Annotated in this window: 12 protein-coding genes; 8 read left to right on the top strand and 4 right to left on the bottom strand. The window is 50.6% G+C overall.

Features of this window, described 5'->3' with window-relative positions; all coding sequences use genetic code 11:
* Positions 1-285 precede the first annotated feature (285 nt).
* The 8 genes from rpsF (at position 286) to ABFZ84_RS09545 (ending at position 7,298) form a co-directional block, all read left to right on the top strand.
* Positions 286-672 (top strand): 30S ribosomal protein S6, encoded by a 387-nt coding sequence (rpsF, locus tag ABFZ84_RS09580; protein ID WP_369313792.1) that lies wholly within the window; start codon positions 286-288, stop codon positions 670-672.
* Between the two features lie 18 nt (positions 673-690).
* Entirely contained in the window at positions 691-915 is a 225-nt protein-coding gene (rpsR, locus tag ABFZ84_RS09575) for a 30S ribosomal protein S18 (protein WP_369313791.1), read from the top strand.
* Between the two features lie 5 nt (positions 916-920).
* Positions 921-1,526 (top strand): 50S ribosomal protein L9, encoded by a 606-nt coding sequence (gene rplI / locus ABFZ84_RS09570; protein ID WP_369313790.1) that lies wholly within the window; start codon positions 921-923, stop codon positions 1,524-1,526.
* A 90-nt stretch (positions 1,527-1,616) separates the two neighbouring features.
* Complete coding sequence (locus ABFZ84_RS09565; protein WP_369313789.1) at positions 1,617-3,107, top strand: replicative DNA helicase; 1,491 nt, start codon at positions 1,617-1,619, stop codon at positions 3,105-3,107.
* Positions 3,108-3,187: 80 nt separating this feature from the next.
* Positions 3,188-4,276, top strand: coding sequence for an alanine racemase (gene alr / locus ABFZ84_RS09560; protein WP_369313788.1), 1,089 nt, complete (start codon positions 3,188-3,190; stop codon positions 4,274-4,276).
* Between the two features lie 22 nt (positions 4,277-4,298).
* The gene (locus tag ABFZ84_RS09555) at positions 4,299-5,072 is read left to right on the top strand and encodes an MlaE family ABC transporter permease (protein ID WP_369313787.1); all 774 of its coding nucleotides are present in this window, start codon (positions 4,299-4,301) and stop codon (positions 5,070-5,072) included.
* Positions 5,073-5,074: 2 nt separating this feature from the next.
* Positions 5,075-5,854, top strand: coding sequence for an ABC transporter ATP-binding protein (locus tag ABFZ84_RS09550; protein WP_369313786.1), 780 nt, complete (start codon positions 5,075-5,077; stop codon positions 5,852-5,854).
* A gap of 190 nt (positions 5,855-6,044) precedes the next feature.
* Positions 6,045-7,298: a D-amino acid dehydrogenase gene (locus tag ABFZ84_RS09545; protein WP_369313785.1), complete on the top strand. Its 1,254-nt coding sequence runs from the start codon at positions 6,045-6,047 to the stop codon at positions 7,296-7,298.
* 104 nt (positions 7,299-7,402) lie between these two features.
* Here ABFZ84_RS09545 and ABFZ84_RS09540 read toward each other — a convergent pair whose 3' ends face one another.
* From ABFZ84_RS09540 to ABFZ84_RS09525, 4 genes are all read right to left on the bottom strand, one after another.
* A complete protein-coding gene (locus ABFZ84_RS09540) occupies positions 7,403-7,894 on the bottom strand; it encodes a VOC family protein (protein WP_369314561.1) in 492 nt (163 codons plus the stop codon).
* A gap of 143 nt (positions 7,895-8,037) precedes the next feature.
* Complete coding sequence (locus ABFZ84_RS09535; protein ID WP_369313784.1) at positions 8,038-9,000, bottom strand: helix-turn-helix domain-containing protein; 963 nt, start codon at positions 8,998-9,000, stop codon at positions 8,038-8,040.
* 174 nt (positions 9,001-9,174) lie between these two features.
* On the bottom strand, positions 9,175-9,960 hold the full coding sequence (ygiD, locus tag ABFZ84_RS09530; RefSeq protein ID WP_369313783.1) for a 4,5-DOPA-extradiol-dioxygenase: 786 nt from the start codon (positions 9,958-9,960) through the stop codon (positions 9,175-9,177).
* The gene (locus tag ABFZ84_RS09525) at positions 9,953-11,152 is read right to left on the bottom strand and encodes an aromatic ring-hydroxylating oxygenase subunit alpha (protein WP_369313781.1); all 1,200 of its coding nucleotides are present in this window, start codon (positions 11,150-11,152) and stop codon (positions 9,953-9,955) included. The genes ygiD and ABFZ84_RS09525 overlap by 8 nt, the downstream gene beginning before the upstream one ends.
* Positions 11,153-11,236 lie beyond the last annotated feature (84 nt).

Genomic DNA, 11,236 nt, shown 5'->3' with positions numbered 1-11,236 from the left:
ATCGCGCACATATTGCGCCCAACAGCCTTTGCACCGAGTTTCCGGCCATTCCGTTTGAATTTTTCGGTGTTTCAAGACCGAATCGCCTTGCATTCGGGCGGTTTCGCACTTGCAAACCCCAGCCCCCTCATATATTCCCCGCAGCTTCACGAGCGATGGTCGCAGGCGCTCGGATAGCTATGTCCGAGTTTAAGGGATGGTCCCTTAGCTTTGTGAGCCAAAGGCCCGTCGGGATCGCCAGCAGCCTCCCCTTGGGTCTCCGTCGCCAAATGAGGAGCTGGCTCTATGCCGCTTTACGAACATATCTTTATTGCGCGTCAGGATATTTCCCCTGCGCAAGTCGAAGGTCTGACAGAAACGCTCGCCAAAATCGTCACCGACAATGGCGGCAAAATCGAAAAGTCAGAATATTGGGGTCTTCGGAACCTCCAGTACAAAATTAAGAAAAACCGCAAGGGCCACTACAGCCTGTTCAATATCGAAGCGCCAGCCGAAGCGATTTTTGAACTTGAGCGTCAGGAAAAAATCATTGACGACGTCATGCGTTCACTAACCGTTCGGGTTGAAGAGCATGATGCCGAACCATCACCGGTTCTTAGCCGTCGTGATCGCAATGACCGTGGTGATCGCGGCGACCGTAATGACCGTGGTGATCGCGGCGGACGTCGTTAAGGGAAAAGGACATAAATCATGGCTAAACCATTTTTCAGACGTCGCAAGACTTGTCCTTTCTCCGGTGATAACGCACCGAAGATTGACTATAAGGATCCAAAAATGTTGCAACGCTTTGTATCAGAGCGCGGCAAGATTGTTCCTTCGCGGATTTCAGCCGTTTCACACAAGAAGCAACGTGAACTCGCACGCGCCATTAAACGCGCTCGTTTTCTTGCGCTGCTTCCCTACGTATCGGAGTAAGGCCCATGCAAGTCATTCTTCTTGAACGGGTCGAAAACCTCGGCCAAATGGGCGACGTCGTCAATGTACGTCCAGGTTACGCACGTAACTATCTGTTGGCACAGAAAAAAGCGCTCCGCGCGAACGACGACAACAAAAAAGTTTTCGAGGCTCAACGTGCAGAGCTCGAAGCACGCAACCTTGAACGCAAAAAAGAAGCCGAAGACGTTGCAGCGAAAATCGAGGGCACAACTTATGTCCTCATTCGCCAGTCATCTGACATGGGTGCACTATACGGTTCTGCTACTACCCGTGACATTGCCGACGTTGCCTCAACTGGCGGCTTCAATATCGAGCGTTCACAAGTTCGCCTCGACAAGCCGCTGAAAGCACTTGGTGTTTTCCCGGTTCGCATTGCGCTTCACCCCGAAGTTGACGCGAAAATCAACATCAACATCGCTCGCTCTGAAGACGAAGCAGAGCGTCAGGAACGTGGCGAGAACGTTCTTACTTCTGAATCCGACCGTGTCGCAGCAGAAGACGAAGAAGCAAAAGCAGAATTCTTCGATGAGCAAGCACAAGCCGCTATTGATGCTGAAGAAGGCGAAGACCTAGGCGAAACCGAAGCTTAAGTTTACGCAATACAGATGTTTCCCTTTATGGGGGAAAATAGAAACGCTGGCTGACTTTTCAGCCGGCGTTTTTTTTGGTCTAAGATATCCATGGCGGATGGATCAGGGGCAGTATCACCAATTAATTCGGGTGCGGAGGATAAAATCCCCGCAAGCCTTGATGCCGAACAGGCAATATTGGGCGCGATCCTTTTCGACAACGAAATATACCACCGCATCTCTATCTATCTGAAAGGCGAACACTTTTTCGACCCTGTCCATCAGCTCATATTTGAAGCCGCCGGAGATTTGGTAAACAGTGGTCGTCTCGCCTCACCAGTCACGATTGATACCTATCTCGCAAATGCTCAGGGTTATTTAGATGCGGGCGGAAAACGCTATCTAGAACAATTAGCTGCGAATGTTCCCTCAACGACAGGTGCTGCCGATTATGCGCGCATCGTTTTTGACCTTTCGGTCTGTCGCGGCTTGATGTCTATCGGCACAGAGATGTCTGATCGCGCCAAGGTCGCCACACTCGATGATAGCCCGTCCGCCCAACTTCAAGACGCTGAACAAGCGCTCTATAAGCTTGCGGAAACCGGGAAATATGGTGGCGGGTTCAAATCTTTCCGCACGGCTATTACCGAAGCTATTGAACTGGCAAACGCCGCCGTAAAGCGTGATGGTGGTCTTGCTGGTGTTTCTTCGGGCCTTCGTGATCTTGATCGCATGATGGGCGGCCTCCATCCTTCTGATCTGATTATCCTTGCTGGTCGCCCTTCGATGGGTAAGACCTCTCTCGCGACTAATATTGCGGTGAACGCGGCCAAGGCCTATCGCGAAGAGAAACAGCCTGACGGCACAATGAAAGCCGTGGATGGCGCTGTCGTTGGCTTTTTTTCACTAGAGATGTCGGCCGAACAGCTTGCGACACGTATCTTGTCAGAATTTGCAACCGTCGCGTCTGAAAAAATTCGTCGTGGGGAAGTCGATCAAGAACAGTTCGATCAAATCTACCATGCTGCGCGTGAGCTTGAAAAACTAAAGCTCTATATTGATGACACTGGCGGTATTACCATCGGACAGCTCGCTGCGCGCGCGCGGCGGCTTAAGCGCCAACATGGTCTCGGTCTCATCGTCGTCGACTATCTTCAGCTTCTATCTGGATCTGGCAAACGTGCCTCTGATGGCCGCGTTCAGGAAATTACTGAAATCAGTATGGGGCTCAAAGCTATCGCCAAGGAACTTGATGTTCCCGTGATCGCGCTTTCCCAGCTTTCTCGTCAGGTCGAAGCCAGAGAAGACAAACGCCCACAACTGTCTGACCTCCGGGAGTCTGGTTCGATTGAGCAAGATGCCGACGTGGTTTTGTTTGTGTATCGAGAAAAATACTACCTTAGCCGAACCGAACCGCGCGAAGGCACCGAAGAGCACACAAAATGGATGGCACGCCTCAGTGAAGTCGGCGATACCGCTGAGGTCATCATCGGCAAGCAGCGACACGGCCCAATCGGCAAAGTCGATCTGCATTTTGAAGAGAAGTTCACAAAATTCTCTAATCTTGCTGATGACCGTTACATGGATGATCAAGAATATTAAGGCGAAACCTGGCACCGCATAAGGCCCGCGCGCTTTAGCCTCTTTTCCATCGGATCAAAGACGCCTAATGCTGGCGCATTATGAGCGCAAACCACATTACCCCACCCTTGCAAGGCCCGTGGGTCGATATCGACCTTGGCAATCTATGTGAAAACTTCTCATTAATCCGCAGCGCCGCTTCCGATAGCGAAGTAGCAGCAGTGGTGAAATGCAACGCCTATGGCTTAGGTCTCGCTAAAATCGCGCAGACCCTTGCTGATCGCGCGAAATGTAAAACCTTTTTCGTGGTCTACCCAGAAGAAGGGGCAGCACTTAGAAACGCATTGGGACACCGCGAAGCGCGAATTTTTTGCTTTGCCGGTCAGACTGACCAAACCCTTGCCCTTTTCGATCAGGCAAAATTGATTCCGGTTCTCAATACACTTGAACAAGCGCAGCATTGGGCAGACCATTGCAGTGGCCGCGAGGCATCAATTCATGTTGAAACTGGCATGAACCGTATTGGGGCTGATTTTAGCGACCTTGCGAAAATAGCGTCCCTCAAAAACCTAAATGTCAAAATGGTTATGACACATCTGGCTTGCGCATCAGACCCGGACCATCCACTGAACAGCGCCCAGCGCGAAAAATTTATCGCTGCTGCCACGCACTTCCCCGACACAACACTCAGTCTCGGCGCGTCTGCTGGTGCGCTGATGGGCCGAGAGTATCAATTCGATCTGGTCCGGGCCGGTATTGCGCTCTATGGCGGAGCACCGTTTGATGAAGATGACACACGCATCAAACCCGTCGCGTCTCTAAGGGCACCCATCGTACAGTTACGCAATATTGCGCCGGGCGATGCCGTTGGTTACGGCGCGACCTATATCGCCAAAAAACCGTCGGTCATTGCCACCGTCGCCGCAGGCTATGGTGATGGCTATCCGCGCAACGGAAGCCCCGTCGGTAATGTATCAATCAACGGAGAGCGCGCACCGATTGCCGGACGTATCTCTATGGATTTCATCACAATTGATGTGAGCGACTTGAAGAAACGCCCCGAACTCGGTGATAGTGTGGAGTTTTTTGGATCTGCGGTGCGCATTCACGAAGCCGCACAGACCACCAACCGAGTTTCGTATGATTTGCTCACAGGGCTTGGCGGACGGGTTGATCGCCGCTACCTCTAATTGACCTTGAGGGGGCTAGCTGATGAACCTATTTGCCATGATCGGCAGCATGACTGTTGACGCGTTGCGGGAAACCGGACGCATGGCCAATTTTTCTGGCCGGAGTGCAATATCATGGGTGCTTGGCCCATTCTATTGGCGTGCTTTTTTTGCGGCCTTAGGGCGCATCGGTTTTACCTCGCTCCCCGTTGTTGGCCTAACGGCGGTATTCACGGGTGCGGCTCTTGCGCTCAACATCTATGATGGCAGTCTGCGGTTTAACGCCGAAACATTCCTCCCCCAAATTTTGGGCGTGTCGATTGTCCGCGAGCTGGGTCCAGTGCTGGCCGCGTTGATGGTTGCCGGTCGATGCTCTTCGGCAATGGCCGCAGAGATCGGTACCATGCGCGTCACCGAACAAATTGATGCCATGTCTACGCTGGCGGTCGATCCATTCAAATACCTGATCGCACCGCGAATTCTTGCGACCACCCTCGCCCTGCCTATTCTCGTTTTGGTTGCCAATATCATCGGCATCTATGGCGGATATCTTGTGGCCGTTTATGCGCTCGATTTTTCGGGTCCGGTATTCATTACAAATCTCGCTGACTTCCTGACTGTCCGCGATGTCGTCACCGGACTATTAAAGGCTGCCGTATTCGGCTTCCTGATTGCAGTCATGGGGTGTTATTACGGCTATCGAAGTCGCGGTGGCGCACAAGGTGTTGGCGCTGCCACACGCACCGCAGTCGTCGCCGGCGCTGTTGCTGTTCTTGCATCCAACTATTTCATGACTTCGCTTTTCGTGGAGACATGAGCATGACCAAAGCAAATCATACCTTATCGGTTCGCGATCTACACAAAAGCTTTGACGGCAAACAGGTTTTGCGCGGTGTCGATTTTGATATCGATACGGGCCGCTCGCTCGTGATTATCGGCGGGTCGGGCACGGGCAAGTCTGTACTCCTAAAGTGTATTCTCGGATTGTTAAAACCCGATCGCGGTACGGTCGAAGTCAACGGGCGCAATATTGCAAAACAAACCACCGCCGACCAAAAATACATGACCGGGCAATCCGGTATGTTGTTTCAAGGGTCTGCGCTTTTTGACAGCCTTCGCGTATGGGAGAATGTCGCCTTTCGTCTGCTAAACGCAGAGAAAAAATCGCGAAAAATTGCCCGCGAAAAAGCTATCGACTGCCTAACACAGGTGGGATTGGCACCAGAGGTTGCCGATCTTCAACCGTCTGCACTTTCTGGCGGAATGCAGAAACGCGTTAGCCTTGCGCGGGCAATCGCATCAGATCCGCAAATTTTGTTTTTCGACGAACCCACCACCGGCCTCGATCCGATCATGGCGGATGTCATTAACAATCTGATCGTTGATCGCGTCAAAGCGCTCGGTGCAACCGCCATATCTATTACTCATGATATGGCATCAGCCCGGAAAATCGCCGATGAAATTGCGATGCTGTATCAGGGCCGCATCATCTGGCGCGGCACCCCGGATCAAATCGATAATTCCGGTAATCCAATGGTTGACCAATTTGTACATGGAAGAGCCGAAGGGCCCATTCAGATGACCTTACGAAAGACCTGAACGCCGTTCGGCAATTTAGTGTAAATTCTGCACTCCATTATCAAATTTCGACCATAAGGTGGATAATCTATCGAAATCTACCGATTTTCGCGCTGTTTTTCATCAGCGTTTTGCGTAATTTGAGTGAACTCGCGGGGGAACAATAGCCTTGCGGTCAGCGATCCATTAAGCAAAGAACAATCAGACCATCATGAAAATTGTAGTTTTAGGAAGCGGCGTAATAGGCGTCACATCTGCTTATTATCTCGCACGCGCGGGGCACCAAGTCACCGTCATTGATCGTCAGCCAGGCCCAGCACTTGAAACAAGCTTTGCAAATGCTGGCGAAATTTCGCCTGGATATTCGTCACCTTGGGCTGCGCCCGGCATCCCGCAAAAAGCAGTAAAATGGCTGCTGATGAAAAATGCGCCGCTGATCCTACAGCCACAATTAAACCTTGAAGTCATGCAATGGCTTTTCGGGATTCTTCGGAATTGCACGAGCACACGCTACGCCGTCAACAAAAGTCGAATGGTGCGTCTATCAGAATATAGCCACCACTGCCTCAAAGAACTCCGTGCGGAAACTGGGATATCATACGACGGCCGCGAGAAAGGCACATTACAGCTATTCCGTACACAGAAGCAGCTCGACGACATTAGCAAAGACACAGAAGTTCTAAGCCAGTGTGGAATTCCATTCGAAGTGCTTGATGTTGATGGCTGCGCCCGTGCCGAACCAGCGCTGAACGAGGTCAAAAGCAAGATCAAAGGCGGGCTACGTCTTCCCAATGATGAAACTGGCGATTGTTTTAAATTTACAAACAAACTGGCCGACATGGCCCAAGCGCTTGGTGTCGAATTTAAATTCAACACAACAATTGAAGCGATCGAGCAAACCGGAAACCATATTCGCAGCGTCGTAACAAATGATGGCTTGATCACAGCCGATAATTTCGTTCTGGCCCTCGGTAGTTATTCGCCAATCCTCGCGCGGTCGTTGGGTGTTAAATTGCCTATCTACCCTATTAAAGGCTATTCCCTTACCCTTTCGATCACAGACGCCGACCAGGCACCGGTCTCAACCTTGATGGACGAAAGCTACAAAATTGCCATCACACGCCTTGGAGACCGTGTTCGCGTGGGCGGCATGGCTGAGGTCTCCGGATATAACAACCGTTTACCGAAAAACCGTTGTGACACACTCATGCATTCCGTGAGCGATCTCTTTCCAAAGTCATGCAACTTTGAGGATGCAAAATATTGGTCTGGGCTACGGCCGATGACACCGGACGGAACCCCCATTGTCGGCGCGACACCGGTTAAAAACCTCTACCTCAACACCGGACACGGAACACTAGGTTGGACGATGGCCTGCGGCTCAGGTCAGTTGCTTGCTGATATCATCAGCGGCCGTGCCCCTGCTATCCAGCACGACGACCTTTCGGTCAGTCGCTACTCATAAAAAAAGCCGCTGGGAGAACCCAGCGGCTTCTGGGCATCTTAACAGACACCCTAAAAATGTTTTGTAGCCGGATCATTCATTCTGAACTACTCAGGCTGAATAATTTATTCGCGAGTATAATCGTCCGGAATCTGTGGGTTCTCGCCACCTTTAACCCAAAGTAGAATTTCATTGCCCCATGGATCACGGAAGCAGTGATTAAAGCCGTTAAACTCTTTCCAATAATGATTACGCCAAAGAACGGTCGCACCGCGCTTTTCAGCTTCGCCAATGATGCGCTCAACTGAGTCATCTTCGCTGACCATAATCCAGATACGGGCCTTACGTCCGGTGTCTGCGAGTTGGCGCGGCTCTACGCCTTCTGGGTTTGGGTTAGGACGCGCATTAGCGGCGTCGAAAATACCCATATGAAGGTTGCCGACTTCGCTTTGCGAACCATCCGAAAGACGGAAGTTTTGACCGGGGACCATGCGGTGGAACACACCTTCAGGACGGGCATCATTTTCCCAACCGAATACTGCGGCGTAAAATTCACCTGCCGCTTTTGGGTCATCAGAAGCCAAGTCTACGAAAATTAGCGTGTTCGGATATGCCATGTATTCCTCTACCTTTCGCGGGGGCAATGACGTCATTGCGCACCTATTCCCTTGTTAATGATCTTGATAAAAAGCCCTGCCCCTTAGGTCTTGACTAGGAGCGACCGGAAAATTGCCTTTCCCGCCATTGCCCGTCTCGCCAATTAGGCTTCGCCTAAAGGTGCGATATTCTTACGAAATTCCCGTGGGGACACACCAAATTGATCACGAAATGCACGGCTGAAATGCGCAGATGAGCTAAACCCCCATCGAAAGCATATCTGGGTGATCGATAAATTGTCGAATGCCGGGTTTTGAAGATCATCCTTACAGCGCTCTAAACGGCGCATCCGAATATAGGTGGCAATCGTCTGACCAGATGATGAAAACAGTTTTTGAAGGTAACGGATGGAAACGCCTTCGCGATCGGCGATATATTTTGTGTCGAGCGCTGGATCGCCAAGAAACGTCTCAATGGTCTGCTGAATACGATTGAGATGCGCCGTTCTGTTGGCCGCGGCACCACCAAGCGCGATCTCACCGCCCTCAGCCATGATACAAGAAATAAGCAATTCAGCGAGTGACAATTCAATAGGTCGCAACTCACTGGTATCCATTGTTTCAAAGTCTTTTGCGATTTCCAACAACAAGCTCGAAAAAATTCGGGCTATGCTCGACTCCATTCGGATACAGCCCAACTGCAACGCAACCGGACTAATTAATCGCGGGTCAATAACCAAAGGAGGCGCAGTGATAAATATCTGCTTATACGGCGTCGCATAAGCCAACGCCGCTTGCTTCCCGCCAGTACGCCCATAAACAATATCACGCGGGCCAATTTTTAGATTCATGGCCTCTGCATCGAGTTCCGCTTCGCCCTCTATCATTGCAGCTAGCCAGATCGCGTTTGCTTGATTGCCATACTTCCCGGCAATCTTTTGTGGCTCGGCATCGACCACGGAAATCTTGATCCCCAACGGAGATTCTCTTGAGATGATAGATCCACGGAAGTTTGCTGGATTGACCACCGACTCAACCGGCAGGTTGATCCTAGACATCGCCTCGCGCCAATGGGCGACGCTATTGGCATCACTTTCCGCAGACGTGGAATATTTCCAGACACTCATAAGACCATCGCTGCTAGCTGCGCTTAATCAGCGGTTTATACAGCCTTTCGCACTATAACAAAGTCAAATGCCAGTTTGCGCGCTATTCGGAAGCCTCGCTGCCCCACGAGCGCAAACGGGAATACACGCTGACAATAGATGCCGCGCTGTATTCCCTACCATTTAACTACAAAACTAGCGGAAAGTTATAGTCGTCATGCTTAGCGACTTGTAGATGATGAAATCTGGGTTGAATTTCACCTTATAATCATCGCCCGCTGCACCGACAGCATATAAAAGCGGCAAATAATGATCATCAGAAGGGACAGACCGCGCCGCATCCTGGCCTGCATTCAGATAATTGGCCAAACCATCACCATCTTTTCTGACCACGCAGCCTTTGACGTAGTCATTAAAACGGGTTGCCCAGTCATACGGTTTTGCAGCCTCGTTCCAATCCATGACGCCCAGATTGTGAACAATATTCCCCGTTCCGATAATCAGAATACCTTCATCACGTAATGGTTGAAGCTTGCGCCCGAGTTCGAGATGCCATTCAGGTTCTTTTGTGGCGTCCATGCTGAGTTGAACAACCGGAATATCTGCGTCAGGAAAAGCCTTCATCAATACAGACCACGTTCCGTGATCTAAGCCCCAACGTTGATCCAATGCGACTGGTACGCTTGGCTCTAAAAGAGCTTTTACGCGTTTTGCAAGCTCAGGATCACCGGGTGCAGGGTATTGAATTTGGAACAAATCTGCACCCAACCCCCGGCCAAAATCATGAATCGTCTGTGGGCGTTCCATTGCTGTAACGGCAACACCGCGCGTCTGCCAATGAGCAGAAATCGTCAATATCGCTTTCGGCTTTGGAAGAGACTTGGCAATTTCACGCCAAGTCTTGGTTGTGCTGTTCGTTTCCCGAGCAATAGTCGGACTACCGTGCCCATAAAACACCACGGGCATTCTTGAATCAGCCATTAGTTTTTCCGTTCTTCTTCGCCTTTTCCCAAGCCTCTTGATAGCGTGGAACCAGCCAGCCATTCAACTGGCTTTGGGCGCCTTCCTGCCAAGAATAGCGACCACGGATAGCAAAACGAGAACGCAAACCAACCTGAACCAACTCATCCACATGCTGGTCCTGCTGCATGATTTCCTCTGCGGCCGCCATCGTCATGGCAAGTTTATGAGAATAAGCAGCATCGCTCATGGTACCTTTAGCAAACAGCACACCAGTATCCATGTAATGCTTCTCTGCTGTGTCAGCGCGGACGATCAAATAAATGATCATGTCCGACGTCATCACGAGTGATAGTGTTGGCGGAATGTTGGCAAAGACCATTTGCATCCGATCATCATCAGACAATCCAGGAAACACAGGGAACAGCGCCTTTTGCGTCGCGTTAAACGCAGCATCTTTATGGGTCGAACCGTTAGTCCGAAAATACCCAGCCGTATCTTCTGGTAATTTCGGGAACACTGCATTTTCACTGGGCACAAAATCGTGAAGTGGCCCTTGGTGCAGACGGCTTGCATGATAGCCGTCATTGTTATTTTCAAACATCACCTTCCAGTTCCATGGAAGATATTGCGCTTCTTCTGGGTGTGGACCTTCGGTGTTCTCGAGATCGTATGGTTTAAGCACGTTTTCAACTTCGGTAAGACGCGGCGCAAGTGGCGGCGCATCCATATCGAAATTCACAAAAATAAACCCAAGCCAAACTTCGACTTTCAACTCTGGTAACCGAACATCACCTTTATGGAAATCACAGGTTGTTTGTGTCTCCGGCGCATTCACCAATTTTCCGTCAAGGCCATAAACCCAATGGTGATAGGGACAAACAAATCCACGGGTATTCCCGCGACCTTCAGCAACCAACATCGCGCGATGTTGGCATACTGACGACATCGCTTTGATTTCATTTTTACGTGTACGCGAGATTACAAGCGGCTCACCAATGATGGCGGATGTAAAATAATCGCCGGGATTTGCGACCCACGATTCACGCCCAACACATAACCATTCATGGTTAAACAACGCTTCCTTCTCTAACTCGAAGAAATCATCATCTGTGTAACATTCCGGGGGCAGCGTTTCTGCCTTTTCGACCGGCAAAATAGAGCTATCCAAGGAACGGAAAAATTCGTCATTCATTTTCAGGCCGGTTTTCATGTAGTGCTTTCCTCACGGGTATTTCATTTTAATTCCAGTACCGTAAAGCTCGCCCTGACGGCGTTTTCGATCTTGTCTCAACAC

Source organism: Hyphococcus lacteus (assembly GCF_041058985.1).
Lineage (GTDB): Bacteria > Pseudomonadota > Alphaproteobacteria > Caulobacterales > Parvularculaceae > Hyphococcus > Hyphococcus lacteus.
Note: the sequence above shows the minus strand (reverse complement) of the source record. Positions and strands in the feature narration are given on the sequence as shown.

Excerpts from the sequence above, each read along its gene's own strand:
- ABFZ84_RS09565 (WP_369313789.1), top strand. The coding sequence starts at position 1,617 with ATGGCGGATGGATCAGGGGCAGTATCACCAATTAATTCGGGTGCGGAG.
- rpsR (WP_369313791.1), top strand. The coding sequence starts at position 691 with ATGGCTAAACCATTTTTCAGACGTCGCAAGACTTGTCCTTTCTCCGGT.
- ABFZ84_RS09545 (WP_369313785.1), top strand. The coding sequence starts at position 6,045 with ATGAAAATTGTAGTTTTAGGAAGCGGCGTAATAGGCGTCACATCTGCT.
- rpsF (WP_369313792.1), top strand. The coding sequence starts at position 286 with ATGCCGCTTTACGAACATATCTTTATTGCGCGTCAGGATATTTCCCCT.
- alr (WP_369313788.1), top strand. The coding sequence starts at position 3,188 with ATGAGCGCAAACCACATTACCCCACCCTTGCAAGGCCCGTGGGTCGAT.
- ABFZ84_RS09540 (WP_369314561.1), bottom strand. The coding sequence starts at position 7,894 with ATGGCATATCCGAACACGCTAATTTTCGTAGACTTGGCTTCTGATGAC.
- ABFZ84_RS09555 (WP_369313787.1), top strand. The coding sequence starts at position 4,299 with ATGAACCTATTTGCCATGATCGGCAGCATGACTGTTGACGCGTTGCGG.
- ABFZ84_RS09525 (WP_369313781.1), bottom strand. The coding sequence starts at position 11,152 with ATGAAAACCGGCCTGAAAATGAATGACGAATTTTTCCGTTCCTTGGAT.
- ABFZ84_RS09550 (WP_369313786.1), top strand. The coding sequence starts at position 5,075 with ATGACCAAAGCAAATCATACCTTATCGGTTCGCGATCTACACAAAAGC.
- rplI (WP_369313790.1), top strand. The coding sequence starts at position 921 with ATGCAAGTCATTCTTCTTGAACGGGTCGAAAACCTCGGCCAAATGGGC.
- ABFZ84_RS09535 (WP_369313784.1), bottom strand. The coding sequence starts at position 9,000 with ATGAGTGTCTGGAAATATTCCACGTCTGCGGAAAGTGATGCCAATAGC.
- ygiD (WP_369313783.1), bottom strand. The coding sequence starts at position 9,960 with ATGGCTGATTCAAGAATGCCCGTGGTGTTTTATGGGCACGGTAGTCCG.